The sequence below is a fragment of the Saccharopolyspora spinosa NRRL 18395 genome, from assembly GCF_000194155.1.
In the GTDB taxonomy this organism is placed as follows: domain Bacteria; phylum Actinomycetota; class Actinomycetes; order Mycobacteriales; family Pseudonocardiaceae; genus Saccharopolyspora; species Saccharopolyspora spinosa.
Genome location: NZ_GL877878.1, coordinates 1,709,654 through 1,733,901, shown reverse-complemented (window position 1 = coordinate 1,733,901; position 24,248 = coordinate 1,709,654). Strand labels below are relative to the sequence as shown.

At 69.3% G+C, this 24,248-nt stretch carries 26 protein-coding genes and 1 pseudogene; 14 read left to right on the top strand and 13 right to left on the bottom strand.

The window, feature by feature from the left end:
• Nucleotides 1-116: 116 nt before the first annotated feature.
• A pseudogene (locus tag SSPN_RS50655) lies at nt 117-299 on the bottom strand (dihydrofolate reductase family protein); the annotation flags it as partial.
• A 159-nt stretch (nt 300-458) separates the two neighbouring features.
• Here SSPN_RS50655 and SSPN_RS0108740 point away from each other — a divergent pair.
• The gene (locus SSPN_RS0108740) at nt 459-953 is read left to right on the top strand and encodes a winged helix-turn-helix transcriptional regulator (protein WP_010693668.1); all 495 of its coding nucleotides are present in this window, start codon (nt 459-461) and stop codon (nt 951-953) included.
• Nucleotides 954-1,265: 312 nt separating this feature from the next.
• Nucleotides 1,266-1,487 carry a DUF3618 domain-containing protein gene (locus SSPN_RS0108735; protein ID WP_010693667.1) on the top strand — a complete coding sequence of 74 codons (222 nt, stop codon included), beginning with the start codon at nt 1,266-1,268 and terminating at the stop codon, nt 1,485-1,487.
• Between the two features lie 42 nt (nt 1,488-1,529).
• Here SSPN_RS0108735 and SSPN_RS0108730 read toward each other — a convergent pair whose 3' ends face one another.
• From SSPN_RS0108730 to SSPN_RS0108690, 9 genes are all read right to left on the bottom strand, one after another.
• Complete coding sequence (locus tag SSPN_RS0108730; protein ID WP_010693666.1) at nt 1,530-2,249, bottom strand: MOSC domain-containing protein; 720 nt, start codon at nt 2,247-2,249, stop codon at nt 1,530-1,532.
• Between the two features lie 55 nt (nt 2,250-2,304).
• Nucleotides 2,305-2,970, bottom strand: coding sequence for a TetR/AcrR family transcriptional regulator (locus tag SSPN_RS0108725; RefSeq protein ID WP_010693665.1), 666 nt, complete (start codon nt 2,968-2,970; stop codon nt 2,305-2,307).
• Between the two features lie 56 nt (nt 2,971-3,026).
• A complete protein-coding gene (locus SSPN_RS0108720) occupies nt 3,027-3,329 on the bottom strand; it encodes a hypothetical protein (RefSeq protein ID WP_010693663.1) in 303 nt (100 codons plus the stop codon).
• Between the two features lie 103 nt (nt 3,330-3,432).
• Nucleotides 3,433-4,008 (bottom strand): nucleotidyltransferase family protein, encoded by a 576-nt coding sequence (locus SSPN_RS0108715; protein WP_029535118.1) that lies wholly within the window; start codon nt 4,006-4,008, stop codon nt 3,433-3,435.
• A 167-nt stretch (nt 4,009-4,175) separates the two neighbouring features.
• Nucleotides 4,176-5,621 carry an NCS2 family permease gene (locus tag SSPN_RS0108710; protein ID WP_010693655.1) on the bottom strand — a complete coding sequence of 482 codons (1,446 nt, stop codon included), beginning with the start codon at nt 5,619-5,621 and terminating at the stop codon, nt 4,176-4,178.
• A gap of 360 nt (nt 5,622-5,981) precedes the next feature.
• A complete protein-coding gene (locus SSPN_RS0108705; RefSeq protein WP_010693654.1) occupies nt 5,982-6,470 on the bottom strand; it encodes a nucleoside deaminase in 489 nt (162 codons plus the stop codon).
• 162 nt (nt 6,471-6,632) lie between these two features.
• The gene (pucD, locus tag SSPN_RS0108700; RefSeq protein WP_010693653.1) at nt 6,633-8,909 is read right to left on the bottom strand and encodes a xanthine dehydrogenase subunit D; all 2,277 of its coding nucleotides are present in this window, start codon (nt 8,907-8,909) and stop codon (nt 6,633-6,635) included.
• Nucleotides 8,906-9,391, bottom strand: coding sequence for a (2Fe-2S)-binding protein (locus SSPN_RS0108695; RefSeq protein WP_010693652.1), 486 nt, complete (start codon nt 9,389-9,391; stop codon nt 8,906-8,908). Before SSPN_RS0108695 ends, pucD begins: the two co-directional genes overlap by 4 nt.
• A complete protein-coding gene (locus SSPN_RS0108690) occupies nt 9,382-10,251 on the bottom strand; it encodes an FAD binding domain-containing protein (protein WP_010693651.1) in 870 nt (289 codons plus the stop codon). Before SSPN_RS0108690 ends, SSPN_RS0108695 begins: the two co-directional genes overlap by 10 nt.
• Before the next feature lie 272 nt (nt 10,252-10,523).
• On the opposite strand from SSPN_RS0108690, the gene SSPN_RS0108685 reads away from it, so the two are divergent.
• From SSPN_RS0108685 to SSPN_RS0108670, 4 genes are all read left to right on the top strand, one after another.
• Nucleotides 10,524-12,038: a PucR family transcriptional regulator gene (locus tag SSPN_RS0108685; RefSeq protein WP_029535116.1), complete on the top strand. Its 1,515-nt coding sequence runs from the start codon at nt 10,524-10,526 to the stop codon at nt 12,036-12,038.
• Between the two features lie 357 nt (nt 12,039-12,395).
• A complete protein-coding gene (locus SSPN_RS0108680; RefSeq protein WP_010693649.1) occupies nt 12,396-13,613 on the top strand; it encodes a type III PLP-dependent enzyme in 1,218 nt (405 codons plus the stop codon).
• Nucleotides 13,614-13,696: 83 nt separating this feature from the next.
• The gene (gene speD / locus SSPN_RS0108675; RefSeq protein WP_010693648.1) at nt 13,697-14,092 is read left to right on the top strand and encodes an adenosylmethionine decarboxylase; all 396 of its coding nucleotides are present in this window, start codon (nt 13,697-13,699) and stop codon (nt 14,090-14,092) included.
• Between the two features lie 40 nt (nt 14,093-14,132).
• A complete protein-coding gene (locus SSPN_RS0108670; RefSeq protein WP_010693647.1) occupies nt 14,133-15,005 on the top strand; it encodes a spermidine synthase in 873 nt (290 codons plus the stop codon).
• A 337-nt stretch (nt 15,006-15,342) separates the two neighbouring features.
• On the opposite strand, the gene SSPN_RS0108665 is transcribed toward SSPN_RS0108670, so the two are convergent.
• Nucleotides 15,343-16,398 carry a low molecular weight phosphatase family protein gene (locus SSPN_RS0108665; protein ID WP_237710495.1) on the bottom strand — a complete coding sequence of 352 codons (1,056 nt, stop codon included), beginning with the start codon at nt 16,396-16,398 and terminating at the stop codon, nt 15,343-15,345.
• Between the two features lie 103 nt (nt 16,399-16,501).
• On the opposite strand from SSPN_RS0108665, the gene rbsK reads away from it, so the two are divergent.
• Nucleotides 16,502-17,413, top strand: coding sequence for a ribokinase (gene rbsK / locus SSPN_RS0108660; RefSeq protein ID WP_337466321.1), 912 nt, complete (start codon nt 16,502-16,504; stop codon nt 17,411-17,413).
• A gap of 117 nt (nt 17,414-17,530) precedes the next feature.
• Here the strand turns inward: rbsK and SSPN_RS0108655 are convergent, their stop codons facing one another.
• Nucleotides 17,531-17,875, bottom strand: coding sequence for a histone-like nucleoid-structuring protein Lsr2 (locus SSPN_RS0108655; RefSeq protein WP_010693644.1), 345 nt, complete (start codon nt 17,873-17,875; stop codon nt 17,531-17,533).
• Between the two features lie 362 nt (nt 17,876-18,237).
• Between SSPN_RS0108655 and SSPN_RS0108650 the strand changes: the two genes are divergently transcribed.
• The 4 genes from SSPN_RS0108650 to SSPN_RS57600 all read left to right on the top strand — a co-directional run bounded on the left by SSPN_RS0108650 (nt 18,238) and on the right by SSPN_RS57600 (nt 20,773).
• Nucleotides 18,238-18,687, top strand: coding sequence for a histone-like nucleoid-structuring protein Lsr2 (locus SSPN_RS0108650; protein WP_044573653.1), 450 nt, complete (start codon nt 18,238-18,240; stop codon nt 18,685-18,687).
• A gap of 429 nt (nt 18,688-19,116) precedes the next feature.
• Entirely contained in the window at nt 19,117-19,755 is a 639-nt protein-coding gene (locus SSPN_RS59505) for an ABC transporter permease family protein (protein WP_010693641.1), read from the top strand.
• A gap of 12 nt (nt 19,756-19,767) precedes the next feature.
• Nucleotides 19,768-20,190, top strand: a complete 423-nt coding sequence (locus SSPN_RS59500) for an ABC transporter permease subunit (protein ID WP_337466342.1) — start codon at nt 19,768-19,770, stop codon at nt 20,188-20,190.
• A gap of 349 nt (nt 20,191-20,539) precedes the next feature.
• Entirely contained in the window at nt 20,540-20,773 is a 234-nt protein-coding gene (locus SSPN_RS57600; RefSeq protein WP_010693639.1) for an ABC transporter related protein, read from the top strand.
• A 6-nt stretch (nt 20,774-20,779) separates the two neighbouring features.
• Here the strand turns inward: SSPN_RS57600 and SSPN_RS0108630 are convergent, their stop codons facing one another.
• The gene (locus SSPN_RS0108630) at nt 20,780-20,980 is read right to left on the bottom strand and encodes a hypothetical protein (protein WP_010693638.1); all 201 of its coding nucleotides are present in this window, start codon (nt 20,978-20,980) and stop codon (nt 20,780-20,782) included.
• 524 nt (nt 20,981-21,504) lie between these two features.
• Between SSPN_RS0108630 and SSPN_RS0108625 the strand changes: the two genes are divergently transcribed.
• From SSPN_RS0108625 to SSPN_RS0108615, 3 genes are read left to right on the top strand one after another with little or no spacing between them, the layout of a single operon-like run.
• Nucleotides 21,505-22,632 (top strand): tyrosine-type recombinase/integrase, encoded by a 1,128-nt coding sequence (locus SSPN_RS0108625; RefSeq protein ID WP_010693637.1) that lies wholly within the window; start codon nt 21,505-21,507, stop codon nt 22,630-22,632.
• Nucleotides 22,629-22,955, top strand: a complete 327-nt coding sequence (locus SSPN_RS0108620) for a helix-turn-helix domain-containing protein (protein ID WP_010693636.1) — start codon at nt 22,629-22,631, stop codon at nt 22,953-22,955. Before SSPN_RS0108625 ends, SSPN_RS0108620 begins: the two co-directional genes overlap by 4 nt.
• Complete coding sequence (locus tag SSPN_RS0108615; RefSeq protein WP_237710494.1) at nt 22,952-24,229, top strand: tyrosine-type recombinase/integrase; 1,278 nt, start codon at nt 22,952-22,954, stop codon at nt 24,227-24,229. Before SSPN_RS0108620 ends, SSPN_RS0108615 begins: the two co-directional genes overlap by 4 nt.
• Nucleotides 24,230-24,248 lie beyond the last annotated feature (19 nt).

Sequence of the window (24,248 nt, the reverse complement as noted above, 5' to 3'; positions counted from 1 at the left end):
CGGGGATGCGGTTGCCCGGTGGAGCGGATTCGTGCTCCGTGCTCCCGCTTCGCCGCCGGTTCAGCGGCGATGCGGCAGGTGAGGTGGGTGACGAGGGAGGCGGGACGCGCGGAGACCAGTTCCAGGTCCAGCGCGGGCACGCCGTCGAACAGCCGCTCTCCGGCACCGAGTGTGACCGGGGCGATGTGGGTGCGCAATTCGTCGATGAGCCCGGCGCGGAGGCATTGGTTGGTCGGGGTGCATCGCCCCACCAGCCCTTCCAGCCCAGGTCCCACCCGCCGCGGACCGGGTCCGAACATGTTGCGCCCCATCGCGTAGGCGCCGGCTGCGGTGATCGCGTCAAGCATCGGAGCGCCCATGTTCGCCGTCCCATCCGATTGCATTTTGCAATCGGTGGTGGAACCATACGGACAACCGGATGCAAAGTGCAAGCGGTTGCCGATCGATGGGAGGGGCCAGTGAGGGACGAGCGGCGTTCCGGATGCCCAATCAACCTCGCCGTCGAGCTGCTCGGCGACAAGTGGTCGCTGGTCGTCGTCCGCGACATGATGTTCGGCAACCGCCGGCACTTCCGCGAGCTGCTGCACAACTCCGAGGAAGGCATCGCCTCGAACATCCTCGCCGCCCGGCTCCAGCGCCTCGCCCGGAACGGCCTGCTGTCGAAGGCAGCCGACCCTACCCACAGGCAGAAGGTGATCTACAGCCTCACCGAGCCCGCCATCCAGCTCGTCCCCGTCATGGCCCACCTCGGTGCATGGGGACGGCGTCACCTGCCGGTGACGCGAGACCTGGCCATCCGCGCGGAACTGCTCGAACGAGGTGGCCCCGAGCTGTGGGACGCGTTCATGGACGAGCTGCGGGAGCAGCACCTGGGCATTCCGCGGCCGGCGGGCTCCGAATCGGTCTTCGGCCGCCTGCGCGCCGCCTGCGAGGCGGAACTCGCGCGGGAGTGAATCGGCGGGTTCCGTTCAGCCGGACGCATCGAAGCCGTCACCCGGGACTCCGCTGATCCTCCACCGCGATGCGGACGGACCCCGACTGCCGTTCGGGGTAGGGAAGAGGAACTCTCACTGGCTAGGACCTAAACCTAGTGCCTCTGCCAATTGGGCTACGGCCCCGCTCGGCACAGCGTAGCGTGTGAGGTGATCTTGGCGGGAGGGGAGTTCCCAGACCGGGGCTCAGGGCGCGACACGCGAACCGCTGGTGCGTGGCGGGTTCGGTGGTGCTCTACGGTGTCAGCAGCCAGGTGAACGCGAGGAGGACACGTGGCCCGTGATCAAGACGTCATCGAGCGCGACATCGAGCAGGCGCGTGAAGCGCTGGCCGCCACGCTGGACCAACTGAGCGTCAAGGCGGACCCGAAGCGTTTCGTCGAGTACGGCAAGTCCAGCCTGCAGGAGAAGCTCAACGACCCGAGGGTGCGCTACGTGCTGATCGGTGTCGGCGTTCTCGTCACCGTTGCGGTGGTGCGCAAGCTCTTCCGGTGAATGCCCGTGGGTCTTTTGGGCCGCCGCGGCAGCCCAAAAGGCTCACGGCTCCTGCAGCACCGCGTCGCCGAGGCGGATTTCGCCGGGCTTGGTGACGCGCATGATCACGCCGAACTTGTTGTCGTGGCACCCGATCAGGTGGGTTTGCAGGTCTCGCCAGCGCTCGCGGCCGTCGGCGTCCCAGCTGGGCACCGCGCAGCGGATGCACGGCCCGGCGTTGTCCCCGGTGACCGCCAGCTCCACTTCGCCCGCGGTGAGCGTGGTGCCGGGTGCCCAGTCCTCTTCGGCGAAGGCCGGCAGGCCGGCGGTCACGTGCAGGTTCGTTCGGAAGCGGCGCAGGTCGACGTCGGCGCCCAGTTCGTCGGACAGGGCGGCGCGGGAGGCTTCGAAGGTGACGAGCACGGTGGGCCCGCGGTCCTGCTGCCCGTCGGCAGCGCGCAGGCTGAGCGGGATGTCCAGCGAGTCGGCGAGGACGTCGGCGAGCTTGGGGTCCGTCCAGGTCCAGTCCACGCCGTCCGGGCCGCGAAGCGTCGGCGGTTCGGTCGGGTCGGCGACGTCGCCGTAGCTCGCCGCCCAGCTGAGCATCGTCGGATTCTGGCGGACGGTCAGCACGTTGCCGGCTCGGGTGGCGCGCTCGTCGAGCAGCGCGTACGCGCGGTCACCCGCCATTCCGCGGTCGTCGAAGCGAGCTGTGTCGACGCGCTCACCGCGCAGCGACTTCACCGGCCAGCGGCTTAGCTCCGTCACCGATCCGTGGGCCACACAGACCTCCATCCACCAAGTGGCACCACCCTAGCGCCTGGTTTTCCAGGCCGGACTACGCCGACGGTGTGGCGGTGTGCAGCAGTGGCAGCAGGCCTTCGCGGAGGAGCCGGTCGACGAAACCGGTGTCTAGCGGCTCGTCCGTGAGCATCAGGCGGTAGATCAGGCCCGCGCCGGCGAGTTCGACGACCGTGTCGATCGGCGCGTCGGCGCGGACCTCGCCGCGCTGCACGCCGCGTTCGATGAGGCGGCGCAGCATGTCCCGCTGCGGCAGCAGGAAGGATTCGCGGAAGGCAGCGGCCAGTTCGGGTTCATGCGGGAGTTCGCCGACCAGCGCCTGGGCCGCCTTGCCGACCGGGCCGGTGAGGAACGAGGCGAAGCCGCGGAGGAACTCGCCGAGGTCGGCCTCGATGCTGCCCTGGTCGGGTTCCGGGACGCTGCGCTGCACCAGTTGGGTGCAGGTGTCGATGACCAGGTCGAGCTTGGAGTCCCAGCGGCGGTAGATGGTGGCCTTGCCAGCCCGCGCGTGGGCGGCGACGGCGTCCATGGTCAACGCCCGGTAGCCGACCTGGGCGAGCACCTCCATCGCGGCTTGGCGCAGCGCGGCGTCGCGGGTGGCATCCCGCGGGCGACCCCGGCCGGTGGCCGGTTGGTTCGATTCGACGCTGGCCAACGCTGCTTCCTCCTCGCGTGCACTGCTCGCCGCTTTCACGATCGACATCCTAAGGCGCTGGTCGGATTCGTCCACTGTGCACGCATTTCCGGAGTTGTGCGCGGTCACCGGGCACCGCGAGCGTGGCCCGAGGCGGCGGCCACGGCCTTGCGGGTTGCCTCGTCGGACAGGCCGTGCCTGGCCTGCAGGTACGCGGTGGTGAAGGCGAATCCGTCGCCGTCGAGAAGGTGGATCACGACACGTCCCGCAGCGCCGGACGCTAACTTCTCGATGAGCTGGTCGGCCTGGTCCCGCGCCGCGATCAGCCCTGGGGCGCTGGCCGTGCTGCGATCGGTTCCGGCCGTGACGGTGACCAGCCAGTCGTCGCCGTCCGGCACGTAGTTGGCGGTGATGTGTCCGCTTGCCATGAATGCCTCCGCCTGCGGTGTGCTCGGGCGTTCGCGTGACGGGGCGTCGACCGGTGTCGGTGCTGCGCAGCCGTTCCGGGCCGGTCACGCGTGGCCGTCGACTCTACGGGTTGGCCCGGCCGAGGTCTTCGGGACGGTCGATGTCGAACCCCTCCGACACGTCGTCGCAGGCCACCAGCACGACTTCGCGGCCCTTGAGGTAGCCGCGGGCACCGGCGTCCCCGGTGGCCGCCGCGCGGGCCCCGGCCCAGTGGTCGCGTCCCAGCAGCACGGGGTGGCTGCGGACGCCGTCGTGAGCGGCGGCGGCGAGGGCGCTCGGGTTCGCGTGCGCCGCGACGCGCCGCACGGCTTCCGGGCCGATGCCGGGCATGTCCACGGGCAGCACGAGGGCGGCGTCGGCATCGGTCGGCGCGAGCGCGTCGAGCGCGGTGCGCAGCGACGAGCCCATGCCGGTGGCCCAGTCCGGGTTGAACACGACCGTCGCACCGGCCAGCTCAGCGCGTTCGCGGACCTTGTCCGCGGCGGCGCCGACGACCACCACGATCGGCGCGCAGCCGCCTGCGGCGAGCACCTGCGCGGCCCGGTCGACCAGCAACGTCCCGCGGTACTCGACCAGCGCCTTCGGCATCCCGAACCGACGACCGGCACCGGCGGCCAACACGACTCCCGCAACTACCACCACCGCAAGGTACCCATTCCAACCAAGAGGCCGAGCCCCCAATCCGAGACCTCGTCGAGGTGAGGGGCACCCTTGGGCGGCACAGTCGCTCAAGGGTGCCCCTCACCACCCACTCGATCGGGTGGCGGGTGTTCGGGAGCGGAGTGCCCGAGGAGCTCCTCGCGTGGTTACCCGACCAGGGCTTCGACGCCTTCCACTCCGAAGTAGAGCGCGAAGACGATCACCAGGACGCCGACCAGCCAGCCGATTTCGCGGGCCTTGCCGCGCGCCACCTTGATGACCGCGAACGCGACCAGGCCCGCTCCGATGCCGTTGGTGATCATGTAGGTGAACGGGATCACCGCGATGGTCAGGAACGCCGGGATGACGAAGTCGGGGTCGTCCCAGGGGATGTGCCGGACCTGGGCCATCATCAGCGCGCCCACGATCACCAGCGCCGGCGCGGCGGCCTGCGCGGGCACCACCGCCGCCAGCGGCGTGAACAGCAGTGTCGCGCAGAACAGCAGTCCGGTGACCACGCTGGCCAGGCCGGTGCGCGCGCCCTCGGCGACGCCGGTAGCCGACTCCAGGAACACGGTGTTCGGCGACGATCCGGTCAGCCCGCCCGCGGCAGCGGCCACGCCGTCCACGGCCAGGATCCGGCCCATGCTCTCGACCTTGCCGTCCTTCACCAGCCCTGCCTCCGAGGAGACGCTGGTGATGGTGCCCATTGCGTCGAAGAACCCGGACAGCACGAGGGTGAACAGGAACACGGTGGCCGCGATGCCACCGGCCGCGGCGAACCCGCCGAAGAGGTCGACGTCGCCGAACAGGCTGAAGTCGGGGCTGCCGATGAACTGGTCGGGCAGCTCGGGCACGATCGTGCCCCACTGCTTCGGGTCGATGCCGAAGGCCGCGTTGGCCCCGATCGCCAGCACCGTGCTCACCGCGATGCCGATCAGGATCGCGCCGGGCACCCGGCGGGCCATCAGCACCAGCATGATCAGCAGGCTCAGGCAGAAGATCGCGATCGGCACGCCGACCAGGTGCCCTTCGGTGCCCTGGCCCATCTGGACCGGCACCGTGGTGTTGGCCGCGTCCGGCTTGCGGGTCACGAACCCGGCGCTGACCAGGCCGATCAGCGCGATGTAGAGGCCGATGCCGACGGTGAGCGCGGTCTTCAGCGCGGCCGGGATCGAGTTGATGATCTTCTCCCGGGCGCCGCTGACGGCTAGGACGACGATCACGATGCCTTCGAGCACCACCAGCCCGAAGGCCTGCGCCCAGGTCATGGCGGGCGCGATGGTGAAGGCGACGACCGCGTTCACGCCCAGGCCGGACGCCAGCGCCAGCGGCGCGTTGCCCACCAGGCCCATCACGATGGTCATCACGCCCGCGGTGGCCGCGGTGGCGGTCGTCAGCTGCTCGGGGGTCAGCTTGGCACCGGACGCGTCCGCGGACGAACCGAGGATCAGCGGGTTGAGCATCACGATGTAGGCCATCGCGACGAAGGTCGTCAGGCCGCCGCGCAATTCGCGGGAGATGGTGGAGCCGCGGCTGGCGATGCGGAAGAAGCGGTCTATCCCGGAGGTGCCGGAGTCGGCGGATCTTTCCGGTTGCACTTGCTGGGTCATGAGTCCTCCCATGCCGGTGGGCGCCCCCGCGCGGCCCCGGAATTCGGGTGCCGCCCGGACTTCTTCTCGGCGTTGCCGGGTAGGGGAGTGCCCGGCTGGGATTCGCCAAAATCGGTGTGGGGCGTTTGATCGATCGGTTCTCCCTGTCCCGCAATGTTTTTCGGGACGGCGGGCGGGCCCGGTTCCGGTGGAATCGCGGAAACCGTCGGTGCGGCCCGTCCGCAGGCAACGGGCGACCCGGTCGTCGCGGCCGTTGCCCCTTCTCGGGGTGGTGGTGAGGGAAATTCGAGCCCAGGATCAGGGCGTCCTGGGGCCGTGAGCGCTTCGAGTTGCTGAAGCTGCCCGGAAGACCCGCTGGGGTCAGTAGTCCACGCGGTCGGTCTTGCCGCGCCAGGCGTCGAAAGCCGCGTTGCGGTTGGCCATCTCCACCTGGTGGACGGGGGTCGGGCATTTCGTCTCCGGGTCCTTGAACGCGTCGTAGAAGGCGCGGTCGTCGAAGCCGGCGTCGGCGGCGTCGTCCCGGTCGGCGGCGAACAGCACCCGGTCGACCCGCGCCCACAGCGCCGAGGCCAGGCACATCGGGCACGGCTCGCACGAGGTCACCAGCACGCAGCCGTCCAGCTTGAAGGTGCCCAACGCCCGGCAGGCGCTGCGGATCGCGATCACTTCGGCGTGCGCGGTCGGGTCGAGGTCGACGGTCACTTTGTTGGTGCCCGTCGCGATGATCTCGCCGTCGCGGACGATCAACGCGCCGAACGGGCCGCCGCCACTGTCCACATTGGTCGTGGCGAGTTCGATGGCCAAGGCCATCCAGTCCTGCTCGGCGCCCGTTGCGACGTCCACGGACATTGTTTCCTCCTAATTAGCGTCGGTTCAACAAGCGGCGGTAGCCGCTTGCTTTGTGAGACTCAGCTCGCACCGCCCCGCAAACCTGAACCCCTCCTATGGGTTTCCGGTGGTTGTCGGGGATGCCGGAGCGGCGGCCCGGCACCGCCGCCCCAGCGGGTCTCGTCACACGATGTGCTCGGGAGCCACCGGTGTGTGCGGGAGTTCCTTGCCGGTGGCAGCGCGGATGGCGGCCACTACGGCCGGGGTGGTGGAGATCGTCGGCGGCTCGCCGACCCCTCGCTGCCCGTAGACCGCGTTGGGGTCGGCGCGTTCGATGACGTCGATCTCCATCGGCGGCGTGTCGAGGATCGTGGGGATCAGGTAATCGGTGAATGAGGGGTTGCGGATGTGCCCGTCCACGACCTTGATCTCCTCCATCACCGCCAGCCCCATGCCCTGCGTGGTGCCGCCCTGGATCTGCCCGATCACCGCGTCCGGGTTGATCGCCTTGCCGACGTCCTGGGAGCAGGCCAGCTGCACGACCTTGACCAAGCCGAGGTCCAGGTCGACGTCGACGACCGCGCGGTGCGCGGAAAACGCGTGCTGCACGTGAACCCGTTCGCTGCGGCCGTTCTCGTTCATCGGGAAGGTCTCCCGGTGGTGGTATTCGCGGGTTTCCTCGATGACGTCGTCACCGAGCACCTCCACGAGGTCGGCCAGCACGCCGTGGGCCTCCGACACGACCTTGCCACCCTGTAAGCGCTTGGCGACCCGCGCGAACAGCGCCTCCCGCACCGCGTCGCAGGCCGCCTTGACGGCACTGCCGGTGACCAGCGTCTGCCGCGAGGCGGAGCTGGAGCCAGCCGGGCCGACGCTGGTGTCGTTCGGGTGGATGGTCACCCGCTCGACGCCGAGTTCGGACCGCGCGATCTGCTGCTGCACCGTCACCAGGCCCTGCCCGACCTCGGCCGCGGCGGTGTGCACCAGCGCCGCCGGCTCCCCGCCGATGACCTGCAACCGCACCCGCGCGGTCGAGAAGTCGTCGGCGCCTTCGGCGTAGCAGATGTTCTTGATCGTCACGCCGTAGCCGACGCCGCGCACCACGCCTTCGCCGTGCGTGGTGTTGGACGCCCCGCCGGGCATGTCCCGGATGTCCACGGGACCGGTGCGCTCGCCGGGCATCGGCAGGGCCCGCACGCGCTCCAGCAGTTCGGCCACCGGAGCCGGGAAGTCCAGCACCTGGCCGGTCGGGATCGAGTCGCCCTGCTCGATCGCGTTGGCGATGCGCAGGTCGACCGGGTCCACGTTCAGCGCGGCGGCGAGCTTGTCCATCTGGGACTCGTAGGCGAAAGTCGGCTGCACAGCACCGAGTCCGCGCATCGCGCCGCACGGCGGGTTGTTGGTGTAGAGGCCCCAACCCTCGATGTCGACGTTCGGCACCTTGTACGGCCCGGCACCGAGCGTAGTGCCGTTGCCGACCACGACCGGTGTCTTCGAGGCGTACGCGCCGCCGTCGAAGTACTGCCGCGCCTTGACGTACACGAGCTTGCCGTCGCGCGTCGCGCCGTGCTCGTAGTACATCTTGGCCGGGTGCCGGTGCACGTGGCCGTAGAACGACTCCTCGCGGTTGTAGACCATCTTGACCGGTTTGCCCAGGTGCAGCGCCAGCATGCACACGTGCACCTGGATGGACAGGTCTTCCCGGCCGCCGAACGCGCCGCCGACGCCGGACATGGTCATCCGCACCTTCTCCGGCGGCAGCCCGAGGGCCCGCGCGGTCTGCCGGAGGTCGGAGTGCAGGTCCTGGGTCGCCAGGTACAGGTCGACGCCGCCGTCCTCGGCGGGGATCGCCAGTCCCGACTCGGGCCCCAGGAACGCCTGGTCCTGCATTCCGACGGTGTACACCCCGGAGACCACGACCTCGGCCGTCGCGTTCGGGTCGCCCTTGACGATCTTCTGGTGCCGCACGACGTTGCCGTCCGGGTGCAGCTTCGGCAGGGTCTCGTCGTGCGCGACCCGCTCGGCGTCGAGCACCGGTTCCAGCACCTCGTAGTCGACGACGATCTTCTCCACCGCGCGCCGTGCTGTCTCGGGGTGGTCGGCCGCGACCAGTGCGACGGCCTCACCCTTGTAGCGCACCACATCGGCGGCCAGCACCGGCTGGTCGGCGTACTTCAGGCCGAAGCAGTTGTCGCCGGGCACGTCGTCGGCGGTGAGCACGGTCTGCACCCCGGCCATCGTCATCGCCGGACCGATGTCGATCGAGCGGATCCGGGCGTACGGGTGCGGGCTGCGCAGCGTCGCGCCCCACAGCATGTCCTCGGCCCACAGGTCCGAGGAGTAGGCGAACTCGCCGCGCACCTTGAGCGCGCCGTCCGGGCGCAGCGGGGATTCGCCGATGCCGCCGCCGATGGCGTCGTTGAGCTCCTGCGGACTGCGAGCAGGTGCGTGGCTACTCATGCGTGCGCCTTCCGCTGCGCGTGCTTCCTCCGGGCGGCGAGCCGAACGGCATCCATGATCTTCTCGTAACCGGTGCAGCGGCACAGGTTCCCGGCCAGCGACTCGCGGATCTCCGCGTCGGACGGATTCGGCTTGCGCTCCAACAGGTCGTGCGTCTGCACGAGCAGGCCCGGCGTGCAGAAGCCGCACTGCACGGCACCGGCCTCGACGAACGCCTCCTGCACCTCGTCGAGCTTCTCGCCGTCGGCGAGGCCCTCCACGGTGCGCACCTCGCGGCCCTCGGCCTGTCCCGCGGCCACCAGGCAGGAGCAGGCCGGCACGCCGTCGAGGTAGATCGTGCAGGAACCGCATTCGCCCTGCTCGCAAGCGTTCTTCGAACCCGGGAGGCCCAGCCGCTCGCGCAGCACGTACAGCAGGCTCTCGCCCTCCCACACGTCGTCGGCCTCGCGCGGTTGTCCGTTGACGGTGAACTTCAGGCGCATTCCTGCCTCCCGGAACAGTGGTCGTGCCAGACCCAGGACAGGGTCCGGCGAGCCATCACGGCCAGCGCGTGGCGGCGGTAGTCGGCGGTGCCGCGCACGTCGTCGATCGGTGACGCGGCCTGCGCGACCAGTTCGCCGAAGCGGCGGGCCACCGAGTCCTCCAACGGCCGTCGTTGCTCCCAGTCGAGCTCGGCGCTCAGGAACTCCTCCGCGACCGGCGCGCGCAGCGGCGTCGGCGCGGCCGAGCCGATCCCGGTGCCGACCTGCTTGCGGTCGGGGTGCAGCGAGATCGCGAAGGTGCACACCGCGATGACCATCGCGTTGCGGGTGCCGACCTTGGAGAACTGCTGCGGGCCGGTCGCCGGGGCGATCCGCACGGCGGCGATCAGCTCGTCCTCGGCCAGCGCGTTGCGTTTGACGCCGGTGAAGAACTCGGTCGCCGGGATCAGCCGCTTGCCGCGCACCGACTCGACCTCGATCAGCGCGTCGGAGGCCAGCAGCGGCGGGTGGCCGTCGCCGGCGGGGGAGGCGGAGCCGAGGTTGCCGCCGAGCGTGCCGAAGTTGCGGATTTGCGGCGAGCCGACGGTGCGGCTGGCGATGGCCAGGCCCGGCAGCCGGTCGCCGAGCTCGTTGATCAGCCGGGTGTAGGGCAGGCCCGCGCCGATGCGCAACGTCCCGTCCGCCTCCGACCAACCGGTCAGCTCGGGAACGCCGGTGAGGTCGAGCAGCGTGCTGGGGCGGCGGTGGTCGAAGTTGATCTCGACCATCACGTCGGTCCCACCGGCGATCGGCGTCGCATCCGGATGCGCGGCCTTGGCTTCGAGTGCCTCCCGCCACGAGGCGGGGCGGAGGAATTCCACGGGTCTGCTCCTTGTCACGGCTGGTGAAAAGGTGTGAGTCAGTACACAACCGGGGGCTGTTCGACCGCTAGCGGTGGAAGGCCCGAAAAAGCCTTCCGGTAGCCGGACCGGAGTTGTATGTTTCTCCAAACGCGGGGAGCCCCTTGCGGCGTCCGGGGCACCCGGCCGAAACACTCACCCGGAACAGATGCCCGTCTCGCGGCCGACGACCGGCCCGGCGCGGGTGCCCCGGCTCCGCGATGGAGCGGGGCGGCGGAGCCCGAGGTGCGCAGGTGCGGCTAAGTGATCTCCTCGCAGACCCGGAACTCGGATTGGTGCTGCTCAACGGCGCGGACCAAGTGGACCGGCCGGTCCGTGGCGTCTACATCACCGACCTGCTCGACCCACGGCGCTACCTGCACGGCGGCGAGCTGGTGCTCAGCGGCCTGGTGTGGCGCAACGACCCGAGCGATTCGGAGAAGTTCGTCGCCGCGCTGGTCGACGCCGGGGTGGCGGCCCTCGCCGCGGGCACCGCGCGGCTCGGCCACGCGCCGCCGGACCTCGTCGAGGCATGCCGGCAGTACGGCCTGCCCGCCTTCGAGGTGCCGCTGCCGGTCAGCTTCAACGCCCTCGCCGACCGCATCCAGCGCCGCTCCGCTCCGCGCCGCGAGCTGGTCTCCGCGGTCGCCTCCGGCGCCGACCTGGACCGGGTGCTCCGGATGGCGGCCGACGAACTCGGCACCGACTGCTGGGTGCTGTCGGCGGCCGGTTGGATCGTCGGCGGCACCGGCGAACTGCCGGAGGAGACCCGCTGCGCGGCGCTGCGCACGTTCGCCACCGGCCGCCTGCCCCGCACCGTGCGGCCAGGGGAGTCCCGCGACGCATGCGTGCTGTGGCCGGTGGAGTCCGAAACCGAGCCGCCTGCCGCCCGCTGGTTCGTGCTGGCGCGCGGCGACGTCGCCGACTGGGGCGACGAGGAGGCGGCCATCGCCACGGACCTGGGCACCGTCGTGGCGTTGGTGCGGGCGCGCGTGGACGAGGCCCGCCGGATCGCGGGCAGGTCGGTGGAGGCGGCGCTGCGGCGGCTACTCGACGGCACCTCCACCCAGGCCGAGGTCGCGGCCCGCCTGGAGACCGCGGGCCTGCCGACGGACGAGCCGCTGCGGGCCGTGGCCCTCGGCGCCGGCGACCCGGCGGAGTCGACGCTGCTGCTGCGCGAGGTCGCTGCGGCGACCGGCATGGCCTCGGTCACCGCTCCGCTCGGCGACGGCGCCACGGCGTTGTTCGTGGGCGACGAAACGCACCTGGCGGAGCTGGACGCGCTATTGCGGCGCATCGTCGCCGAAACCGAGCCGGCGCTGGGCCAGCGGCGCCTGGCGGTCGGCGTCAGCGACATCAGCCCGGCGACGGCGTTGCGCGGAGCGCTCGAGGAGGCGGGTTACGCGCGCCGGCTCGCGCAGCAGCGCCGGGGGCGCGCCGAGGTCGTGGTGGCGGCGGAGCTCGCCTCGCACGAGGTGTTGCTGGCGTCGGCGCCCGACGAGCTGCGCCGTTCCTACCGGCAGCGGCTGCTCGCGGACCTGATCGAGTACGACTCGGCGCACAACTCGGACCTGCTGCGAACCCTGCGGGTGTTCCTCGACTGCTCCGGCTCGTGGTCGCGCTGCGCCAAGCGGCTCCACGTGCACGTGAACACGTTGCGCTACCGGATCCAGCGGATCGAGGAGATCACCGGGCGAGACCTCGCCGAGTTCCCGTCCCGAGTGGACTTCTACCTCGCCCTCGAACTGGACCGCGAACCCGCCGACTAGCGGATCGATCCGCTCTGGACGGACACTTCCCCAGGCGAGTGCTTCGCGGCGCGATGGCACCCGACGCACTCATGGGTCCAGACCAGGAAAACCTGTTCCCGAGGAGCCCCCGTGCCCAGGTGGCCCGCCGATCACGGGAAGTCGGAATCCGACCACGCAACGCGACGACCTCGGCGAGGTCCCGTGGGGGTGCTCACACTATGTCTCGCTGTCCGGGGAAAGAGGTGGGCGCAGTTCGAAATCCGTAAGTGAGCGCGGTACCGTGCTTGGTCGCAGTTGCGCTCCAAGCGCGCATTCTTCTGGCGGGAAGAACCCGGGGAAACCCCAACCCCACCAGCCGAGACGGAGGTACCGGGATTGACCGATCTGTCCGCCACCACCGGTGTGACGGACCGCCCGAGCGGCACCGCGCAGCAGACCGAATCCGCCGCGCCGGACCCGATTCTGCAGTTCCTCGACCGGCAGCAACCCGAAACCCCCTGCCTGGTCATGGATCTGGCCCAGGTCCGCGACCGCTACCGGCAGTTGCGAACCGCCCTGCCGGACGCCCGGATCTGCTACGCGGTCAAGGCCAATCCCACCCCCGAAGTGGTCGGTGAACTGGTCGGCCTGGGGGCGTCCTTCGACGTCGCCAGCCCCGGCGAGATCGACCTGTGCCTGGCCAAGGGCGCGGCGCCGGAGTCGATCTCCTACGGCAACACCATCAAGAAGCGCCGCGACATCGCCCGCGCCTACGAGCAGGGCGTCCGCCTGTTCGTCACCGACAGCGCCGCGGACCTGACCAACATCGCCGAGGTCGCGCCGGGCTCACAGGTGTTCTGCCGGGTCCTGGTGGACAACAAGGGATCCCGCACCCCGTTCGGCCGCAAGTTCGGCTGCCCGCCGGAGATCGCCGCGCAACTGCTGCGGCGCGCGCGGGAACTCGACCTGGACGCCTACGGCGTGTCGTTCCACATTGGATCGCAGCAGCTGGAACCCGTCGCGTGGGAGCACGGGATCAGCGCCGCCCGGCAGGTTTTCGAGAACTGCGCCGCGCACGGCGTGCGGCTGCGGATGGTGAACCTCGGTGGCGGATTACCCGCCGGCTACACCGAAGCCGCCCCGCCGCTGGCCGACTACGTGCGCCGCATCGAGGAATCACTGGACCGCAACTTCGGCGCCCAGCGGCCGGAACTGCTTATCGAGCCGGGGCGCTTCATCGTCGGTGACGCTGGCGTGCTGCGCAGCGAGGTCGTGCTCGTCTCGGACTCCAGCGACGGCGAACGCAGCTGGGTCTACCTGGACATCGGCCGCTACAACGGGCTCGCCGAAACCGAAGGCGAAGCCATCACCTACCGGTTGCGCACCTCGCGCGACGGCGACCCACTGGGCCCGGTCGTGCTGGCCGGGCCGACCTGCGACGGCGACGATGTGCTCTACCAGCGCACCCGGTACGAGCTGCCGCGAACGCTGCGCGGCGGCGACTGGGTCGACCTGCTCAGCGCTGGCGCGTACACCGCCAGCTATTCGTCCGTGGGCTTCAACGGATTCACCCCGCTGCCCACGTACTGCGTCGACGGCGACGAACAGCCGTGATCGCCTCGGCGACTTCGAGGAGCCGACACCGAAGCCGTGCCGACTTGGTACTGGAATTCTGCGAACTGATGGGAGGTCGATAGATGTCCGTTGACACCGGAACGCCGCCGGTCGGGTTGTTCACCGGCCAGCATGTCCTCGCCGAGCTGGAGGGCGTTGATCCGGAACTGCTCGACGACGAGCAGTTCCTGCGTGACACCCTGCACAACGCGCTGAGCCTGTCGCACGCCACCGTGTGCCAGATGATCGCCAAGCGGTTCGAGCCACAAGGTGTCACCGTGTTGGCGTTGCTGTCGGAGTCCCACGCCTCGCTGCACACGTATCCGGAGGACGGCTCGATCTTCATCGACGTCTTCACCTGCGGGCACACCGCCCAACCGGAGCGCGCGGTACAACTGCTCGCCGAGGCGCTGAAGCCGGCTTCGCAGAACGTCCAGACCATTCAACGCGGCCACGACTACGCAAACCTAGCCTCGTGAATTCGCCTTACCTGGCAACGTGAATCAAGGAGGAGCACCGTTGATCGAACTCGACGGGCACCGGTGGATCAAGGAACCGATGGGCGCGGACCTGCAGCGCCTGTGGCGGGTCGACGAGGTGCTGTGGGAGGGCGACACCGCCTACCAGCACGTGGTCATCGGCCGCACCGGGCAGGGTGTCGCGCTGTTCTGCGACGACGACCGGCAGAGCACCGAGTTCTCCCAGCTGGTCTACCACGAGGCGATGATGGTGCCGGCGTTCCTGCTCGCCGCGCAGGCCGAACGGGTGCTGATCATCGGTTCCAGCGAGGGCGTCGCCAGCCAGATGGCGGCCGCGGCCGGGGCCAGCAGGGTCGACCACGTGGACATCGACGAGCAGTGCGTGCGCGTCTGCGCCGAGCACCTGCCGTACGGCTACAGCACCGAGGAACTCGCCCGCGTCGAGCGGGGTGACGGTCCGATCAAGCTGCACTACGCCGACGGGTGGGGCTTCCTCGACCAGGCGCCCCCGGAGGGCTACGACATCGTGGTCGTCGACCTGCCCGACGAGCGGGCCGAAGACGCCGACGGCCAGCACAACCGGCTGTACGGCCTGGAGTTCATCCAGCGCTGCCAGGCGGTGCTCGCGGCCGGTGGCGTGGTCGCGTTCCAAGCGGGTTGCCCGACGGTGTGGCGCAACGAGACGCTGATCCGCTCCTACAACCGGTTCCGGTCGGTGTTCGACACGGTCGCCTACTTCGGCTCGGACGAGCACGAGTGGGCGTTCCTGTTCGGCCGGGTCGAGCAGATCGACGACCCGACCAACGTGATGCTGGAGGCGTTCTCGAAGTCGGCCTACCAGCCGGAGACGATCGACGAGGCCAGCCTCATCGGCTGCACGGTCCCCCCGTACTCCGTCCGAAACCAGGCCTGAACCTTCCGCAACGCGGAACCCCGGTTTCCTGGTTGGGGCGATTTGGAAATCGGAGCGCTGATTTCCATTGAGCCGTTTTCATCCGGGTCGATCCGCGGCCGCGACGCTGGAAGTCGCACGCTACGGGGCTGCCGCAAGCGGCGTAGCCGCATTAGCCCGCCCTCGCGGGCTTGCACCGCTGCGGGTTCTCAGCGGCCTTCTCGTGAAGACAGCCCGGGCGCGACGTATTTGGTCATACGTGCGCCCGGGATCTCACAGCCGAGAAGGCCGCTGAGGTTCCGCTACCCGCACCGCAACACAAGAAGCGGCTGGAAAACGCTCAGCGAAATCGCACCATCTAGAGCGAGCCGAGGTAGGGGTGGCGGGCCGGGTCGCCGTCGCGGGGGACGAACCACTGGTCGAAGGCCAGGCCCCGGGCGCGCAGCTCGGCCTCGACCTTGGTGATCTGCTCCACCACCTCCGGCTCGGCGTCGGCGGTCAGCGGCAGGTCCACCTCGTACAGTTCCTCGTGCTCGGAGTCACCGAAGGCCCGCCCGGCGAACCCGGCGAACACCGACTCGCTCTCCTCCCAGCTCATCAGCTCAGCGGCCTCCAGCACCACGCGCGCCTCGTTGATGATCAGCCGCAACGCCAGTGCCTCAGCCACCGTGCGCGGCGGCGTCCAGGACGGCTCGGTCAGCCGCACTGCGACGGCCGCCGACGACAGCACGAACGCGCGGGCGAAGAACGCGTCGTAGCGGTGGTCGTAGCACGGCGGGAGCTCCTCGAGCACCAGCAGCCCGACCGCGTCGGCCACCGTCGCGTTGTTCACCGCCAGAGCCAGCTCGTCGTAGAAGATCTCGTCGGTGACCACCCGCACCGCGTGGATGAGCGCCCCCGCGGGCAGGACGTGCGCATCCGGCTCGACGCCGAACGCGCTCGCCTCGAACCCTCGCAGCTGCGGAGCCAGCTCGGTGAGCCGGGCACGCCAGTGCTCGGCGTCCATCGCGGGCTCGGCGGAGGTCTCCAACGCCTCCTCGACCGCGGCCTCCAGCTCCTCGTTGACGTCGTCGACCGCGGCCAGCCGCTGGTTGAACTCGTCCTCGGTGATCCGCACCTCCGAGTGCGACACCGACCAGCCGCCGAGCACCTCGCTCTCGCGGATCAGCTCGTCGAGCACCGATGCGGCGGCGTCCTCGGCCGCCAGCAGCGACGGCGCGTCGAGCGCGAGAACCACGTTCGCGCCGGTCGGGTGCACCGTGATGCGGTAGTCCAGGACGTCTATGTCGGCGTCCCCAGGGCCCGAGACTCCCTCGACCAGCGCGAGGTGGCGGTCGAGCACGGCCGCGATCCCCTCCTGCTGCAGCGCGTCGAGCCCCACGACCCCGGCCGGCGGCTCGAGCTCGGCTGTCACCGCGTAATCCACCGCGTCTCGCCTTCTCCTCGACGGTTGGTCGGCATGGTACGTCGTCGAACTGGCCAAGACCCGTCAAGCGTTCGGGGCCTCCGCATCGGCCATGATGAACCACGTGACAACGACTGTGGCCGTATTCGGAAGCTGCAACATGGACTTGGTGGCCTACGTCGGGACGGCGCCGAAGCGGGGCGAGACGGTGCTCGGGCGGGAGTTCCACACGGTGCCCGGCGGCAAGGGCGCCAACCAGGCGATCGCAGCGGCCAAGGCGGGCGCCGCAGTGCGCATGATCGGCGCGGTGGGCGGGGACGACTTCGGTACCCAGATCCGCGAGACCCTGCAGAAGTCCACTGTGGATGTGAGGGGCCTGCGGACGGTGCCGGGGCGCAGCGGCACCGCGCACATCGTGGTGGACGACGAAGGCGGCAACTCGATCATCGTGGTGCCGGGTGCGAACGGGACGGTCGACGGGCTCGTCGACGGCGACGAAGAACTGATCGCCGGATCGCGGAGTTTGCTGCTGCAGCTGGAAATTCCGCTCCCCGGCGTGGCCGCGGCTGCGGCGGCGGGACGGCGCAACGGGGTGCGCGTGGTGCTCACCCCGGCCCCGGCGGTGCCGCTGCCCGCCGACATCCTGCCGAATGTGGATCTGCTGGTGCCGAACGAACACGAGGCGGCGATCCTGGCGGGCGACGACGACCCGCACCGCGCGCTGGCCGCACTGCTCCAACTGGTCCCCGAGGTGGTGATCACCCTCGGTGCCCGCGGCTCGTTGTACGGCAACCGCGACGGCGCTCGCGTGGAGGTGCCCAGCTTCCCGGTCGACGCCGTGGACACGACGGCCGCGGGCGACACCTTCCTCGGCGTGCTGAGCACGGCGATGGGCGAAGGCGCCGGGGTGCCCGAGGCGCTGCGGCTAGCCTCCGCTGGAGCGGCCGTGTCGGTGCAGCGGAACGGGGCCAGCAGCTCGATGCCGACTCGTCAGGAAATCACCGACTTCTTGGCGACGAGATAAGGGATTCACCCCGGCCAATTACTGCTGGTCCACAACCGCACTACGACGAGTCATTGCGCGAGTTTCACGGGCGGCCGGATTTGCTCCGAGTTGGAACCGGCCGCCCGTGGCTAGGGCTCACTGAGCGTTGTCGTAGGCCTCGACGACCTCGGCCGGAATGCGGCCCCGGTCGGAAACCTGCATCCCCTGATTCCGGGCCCATTCCCGAATGGCCTGGTTGCGTTCACGGTCGGCCGCGGTCGGCGTCGTCGCGGGCTTGCCAGCCTTGGCGACGGCGCGCTTGCGGCCACCGGTCTTGCGCGCGCTGGCCACGAAAGACGCCAGCGAGTCGCGGAGTTTGGCGGCATTATCGGAGGACAGGTCAATTGAGTAGTTCACCCCGTCCAAGGCGAACTCCACGGTGCTGTCGGCTGGTGTGCCGTCGACGTCGTCGACGAGCTGAACGGTGACTTTCTGCGCCACGGTAACCCTCGATTCCGGTTCGATTCCCCGCCTACTCCGCACCGACGGTGCGGAGTAGAGCGAGCGAACAATAAACGATAGCTGCAAGAATGATCCAGCCGCCGCCGGAATTTTTTGCGATGTGCGCTGGATTACTTTCTCGGATTGTCTCGCAGTGGTTACTGTCCGTTGGTGGCCACGTACCCTCGCCGGGCGCGGCGGCACGTGACCCGCCCGGCGGTTATCGGCTGGGCAACGAGCTGCTCTATGGTTGAGTACGAGACAACTGCGCCGCCGCGTGCTACAACGTGGTTAAGGCTCGCAGTAGTCTTACCTGCAAGTGTCGCGGATCGAGGCGGGGCACGTTCCCGAGACAGGTGATCATGGCCGAGCGGATTCAGGTCGAACTCGTCGATGATGTCGACGGGTCCCCGGCCAACCACACCGTCACCTTCGCGTTGGATGGTGTGACGTATGAAATTGACCTGAACGATGAGAACGCCCAACAACTCCGGGCCGTCCTCGACCGGTACATCAAGGCCGCGCGCTCCCCGAAGCCCGAGCCGGCGAGCAGCACGCGCCAGCAGGAGCGCGAGGAGGAGCGGGTCCGGCAGGCCAACAAGCAGTTGACCGAGCAGATCCGCGGCGCCGCGCAGCGCACCCGCGAGCGCCTCAGCAAGAAGGCCGCCGAGCCGGTCGCCCCGGAGCCGGTCGAGCAGCCCGAGCCCGTCGAGGAAGCGCCGTTCGAAGCGACTCCGGCCGAAGAGCCGAAGCCGGAACCGGCCCGCGTCCCGGCGGTTTCGATGCCACAGTTCTCCTCCGCGGTCGACTGAGATTCGGTCGTTTGGCCCGAATTCGCGGTGGCGGTCGGATGCGTGCCCGCGAAAGGACACGTGCTGGGCCGTCATTAGCTGACGACGGACGGGAGCTGAACGCCTTTCCACCAGCGAGGGACTGCCGTGTCCGAATCCCGGTCGATGCCGGAACGATCACGGATGTGGAAACGCCGTGTCCGGCCAAATACACGCGATCACCCCTTTACCTGTGTGGCAGGTGGGAGGCGAGCGTGGCAGTGAGGTTCGGGTAGCGCGTGCGGTGATGCTGGTCGTGGCGAATCGCGGCGACCGGCTGTGCCCCGCTGGTTGACGTCGAATAGACCGCCGCCCAGGTGCGCTCCTCCATACAGGCCGCGAAGGTCCGCGGTGGCGAGACGGTGATCGCGCTCGACCAGGAGCCGGACAAGCTCGACCCGCCGCCAGCTCGTGGCCGAGGCGGGAGCGTCGGACCCGGGTGCGGTTCGAGATGACGCTGGCCAACGATCCGACCCAGCTCCACACCGGGCAGGTCATCCGAGCGATGGCCGCCCAGGCGGCTTCGACATCGCGCTGCGCCCGACGGAGTCGACCACGTCGATCAGCGAGGCGCGGCAGGGCCGGTTCCAGGCCTTCTTCGTCGGCTGGTCCGGCCGCCCCGACCCGGACGGCAACATCGCGGCCTTCCACACCGAGGGCGGCTCGCAGAACGGCGGCGACTTCGACCCGGGCACCGACGAACTGATCAAGCAGGCGGCCAGCAAGCAGGACGTGCCCCGCCGCCGGGCACTGTACGAGCAGATCGTCAGCGGAACAACGTCATCTACCTCTACCGCCCGCAGTACCACCCGGGCGCCGGTGACCCTGGAACTGGCGGTGCTGAGCCTCCTTTTCGCCGCGCTGATCGGCCTGACCGCCGGGGTGGTGACCGCGGTGCGCCGCAGCACCGTCCCGGACTGGCTGGGCAACCGGGTATCGCATTTCGGGCTGTCCATCCCGAACTTCTGGCTCGGCCTGATCTGCGTGCTGGTGTTCGCCGTCTGGCTCGGCGTGCTGCCCGCCTCCGGCTACGTCCCGTTCACCGAATAGCCGCTCGGCAACCTGCGACGGCTGGTGCTGCCGGCGTTCGTGCTGGGCAGCGGATTGGCGGCGGTTCTGATGCGGCAGCTGCGATCGTCCATGTTGGACGCATTGTGCTCGGACTACGTGGTGCTCGGACTACGTGCGGACCGCGCGCGCCAAGGGCGCCGGGGAGTGGGGGTGGTAGCCATCCACGGCCTCCGCAACAGCCTGATCACCGTCATGACGACCCTCAGCCTGCGGCTCGGCACGCTGATTTCTGGCACCGTGGTCACCGAGCAGATCCTCATGCTGCCTGGCTTCGGCAAATTGATGGTCGAAGTCGGCGGAGTCACAAAACCTGTACCTCGCGTCGAGGACCTGGCCGTCAGCTACCCTGGCCAACGCGCGCCGTCGACCGGCTGTCGTCGCACATCGACCGCGGCGAAACCCTCCCGCTGGTAGGGGAATCCAGCTTCAGGAGGTCCACTGTGGGCAAAGCCGTGGCCAGGGTGCTGACCCCGGCTGAAGGCCGGATCGTTCTCGACAGCCAGGACATCAGCCGCCGGCCCGCCCGCCCGACTGCGATCGGTGCGGAGCAACACCGGCATCGTCTGCCAAGACCCGTGCTCGTCGCTGGACCCGCGCATGACCAACGCGGACAGCGTCGCCGAACCACTCCGCTTGCACCGCGCCGCCCGCGGGCGCGAGATCGAGGGCCGCGTGGACACCCTGCTTGGCGCGGTAGAGCTCGGCTCAGCGATGAGTCGTCGCTACCTGAACGAGCTGTCCGGTCGACAGCCACGACCTGGCTGTGGTGAACCGGCTGGCGCGCCGGGTGGCGGTCATGCACCAGGGCAAACTGGTGGAGCAGGGTGACCGAGAGGTGCTCGGCGACCCGCAGCACGATTACACGAATCGGCTCCTGGCGGCGGCCGTTCGGGACGACCCGGTCCGTCAGCGCGAGACGACTCGCGTCCTAGGCCCGTTGCCCGACCGACGCGAAACCGCACCGGGCCCCTCGGCGCGGGCGCGGTGCGTGGTGTGACTCAGGTCAGTCTTCGGCGCGGTGCCTTCGGGCCCTGCCGCGCGACCCGGAGCCGGTGCGCACGGGCTTCTTCGCTTCGGTCTTCGGCCGTTCGACCCGATCCGCCAGCGAAGCGGCGAACTCCGGCGGAGCGCTGGGACCCCAATTCCGGTCTTCCGGGTCCATCAGCGTCTTTCGCAGCTCGGTATAGATCGGTGTGGAGTCCACTGCTACCCCCGTTCTGGCGATCGTCTGGGAGGCTACCTCCGCAGTCCAGGCGAGTCGCGGCGACAAATCAGGACCACACGAACGTGGACATCGATCGGGGCGGCGGACACGGGCGGCGGCGCGACGCCCCAAAATCGTCTCTGACCTGGCGTTTTCACCTTTTGTGGGGGGTGGTTGTTGGGGGTGTTTCGGGGCCGTGTAACTTATTCCAAGTCAGCGCGACACGGGCCGGGAAAACCGGGCCGGGCCTGATGCGGGTCCCGCGAACCAAGCTCTCACGAATGAGTGGTAGAGGACCGCCGCATATCGCACCGGATGCGTATTGACGACGGTTCGAGACCCGCTTCGCGGCAGGTGGGAAACCATGCCGCGAGCTGCGCACCGTGCCGACGGGAAGCCTAACGCGCGCGTCCCTCCGCTGGTCAGCGGGTGACTGCGGTAGGCGTGTTGACCAGCCACTATGGACAAGACTTCGCGTTGGATGCGAAGATTTCGCATCCAACGCGAAAGACGGAGAGTGATCGGTGGCGGGTCGAGAGGACCAGATTCCGGGGGCAGCTCGGCTGCACTTGGCCGACGGGGTGGCGTTACTGCGCCCGGAGGAGCAGGTGTTCGAGGCGATGCTGGACGGCTGGCGCAATCAGCAGTTGGCCCGCAACCTGGCGCTGTCGACGATCGAAAAGCGGGCTGGCCGGCTTCGGGCGTTCTTCGAGTACGTCGGGGCGTTCCCGTGGCAGTGGACACCGCAGCACGCCGACGAGTGGTTCGGCGACCTGCGGGCGGTACGCGGCTGTGCGCACTCGACGCTGCGGTCGTACCAGGACGCGTTGCGCTCGTTCTGCCAGTACGTCTGCGACCCGGCCTACGAGTGGTCCTCGATCTGCGAGCAGCGCTTCGGCACGCACCCGATCCAGGTGGTGCACGACTGGAATGTCGCGACGCACCTGCAAGAGGTCGAGTCCCGGCCGGAGAAGCGTGCGTTCACCATCGATGAGTTGCAGGACTTCTTCGACTACGCCGACGAGCAGGTCACCAGGGCTCGCGACCGGGGACGCAAGGGATGGTTGCCCGCGTTCCGGGACGCGACGCTTTTCAAGATCACTTACGGTTTTGGCTTACGGCGCAACGAATCCAGGATGCTCGACGTCACCGACATCGGCCGCAATCCGCATGGGCCGGAGTTCGGCGACTACGGCTTGATCCATGTCCGGCATGGCAAGGCGAAGAAGGGCTCGCCGCCCAAGCGGCGCAGCGTGGCCACCGTGTGGACGTGGACGGCGGAGATCCTGGAGGAGTGGGTCACCGAGTTCCGGCCCCAGTTGGCCGCGCCCGGCTCGTCGGCGTTGTGGCCGTCCGAGCGCGGGGAGCGGATCGGATTACAGAGGATCAACTCACGGTTCGCCGCTTACCGCGACGCACTGGGTCTCGATCCCGGCCTGGACTTCCACGGGCTAAGACGCTCCTACGTCACGCATCTCATTGAGGCAGGCCGAGACCCGCTCTTTGTTCAATTCCAATGTGGACATGAACATGCGAGCACAACTTCCTTGTATACCTGCGTCTCCTCGGACTTCCGGACCCGCACGCTGCGCCAGGCCCTGGACCAGACCCTGGCCACCGCCCTCGACGAACCCACCCGGAGGAGCCAATGAAACGCGAGGTCAGCTACAAGTGGCGGCTGCGTGAGGTCATGGCCGCGCATGGCATGTTCACCATCTCCGACCTCGTGCCGTTGCTGGTCGACCGGGATATCAACCTGTCGGTGTCCCAAGTTCACAGGCTGGCCACCGGAACCCCCGAGCGGTTGTCGCTGGCAGTACTCGCTGCGTTGTGCGACATCTTCAACTGCACCCCGGCTGACCTGATCGCGACAAAGGCCCAGAACGCTGCGGTCCGCAAGACCGCCACCGATGACGGCGTGGTCAACCTCAACGCGCGTCGGCCCAAGCGCGCCCGGCTCTGCCCGGAGTCATGAGCGCCGCGCCCCTGGTCTGCTCCGGCTGCGGGACGCAAGGACCCCGCTATCGGCGGGGATTATGCGGGCCATGCGCCCTGGCCGAGGACCTGCACGCCGTTCTGGACGACGGCCAGGGCGGCATCAGGCCCGAGCTGAGGCCGTTCTTCGATGGGGTCCGTCGAATGCGTAACCCCCGCGCCGGGGTGAACTGGATCAGCCGCCCGCACGTCCACGCGATGCTGCGCGCCCTGGCCGACCCGAGCGTCCCGGTCACGCACGAGACCCTGGACAGCATGACGCCCTGGCGATCAGTGGCCTATCTGCGGGATCTGCTGATGCTGCACGGCGTTCTCCCGCACGCCGACCGGCACCTGATGCTGTTCCAGCGGTGGCTGCGGGACACCTTGAATGGCATCGGCGAGCGCGAGCCCCGCCAGCTCGTCGAACGGTTCGCTACCTGGCACGTCCTCCACCGGCTCCGCCGGTTCGCCGACCGCGGTCCGGTCACCGAGAAGCAGACTCAGCAGGCGCGGGACGAGATCCGCCAGGCCATCGCGTTCCTGGTCTGGCTGCGCGAACGCGGCCTGCTACTCGCGGCCTGCCGGCAAGCCGAGGTCGACGCCTGGTACGCCGGCGCCTACACCGCCCGGCGGCTCACCCATGCCTTCCTGCGCTGGGCGATGCGCAACAAGCTGCTGGCCCGCGTGACGCTCCCGCACAAGGACACCCGCAACCCTGCCCCGCTCAGCCAGCACGACCGCATCGCCCTGATCCGGCGGTTGCTCACCGACGAGGACATCCCGCTGCTCACCCGCGTCGCCGCCATCCTGATGCTGCTCTACGCGCAACCGCTGACCCGCGTCCTGCGTTTGACCGTCGACGACGTCCTCCACGAAAACGGTGAGGTCAGCATCCGGCTCGGTGAGCCACCCACGCCGGTCCCGGAGCCCTTCGCTGGGCTGCTGCAACAGCACATCCAGCAGCGGCTCAACCTCACCACCGCCACCAATCCCGAAGCACGCTGGCTGTTCCCCGGTCGGCGCGGCGGCCAACCCATGACCACCGACACGGTCGAAGGCCGCCTCCGCCGACACGGCATCCGCACGCTCACCGGCCGCACGGCGGCGCTCCGGCAGCTCGTTCTCCAAGCACCCGCGCCGGTGGTCGCCAGGATGCTCGGCTACACCCTCGACCACGCCGCCCGGCTCGCCACCGAGGCCGGTGGTGCCTGGGCCCGCTACGCCCCGATGACCACTCCCGGTGACACAAGACGACGAACACGCGACAGTTGAATCCGCGAGGTCACCAATT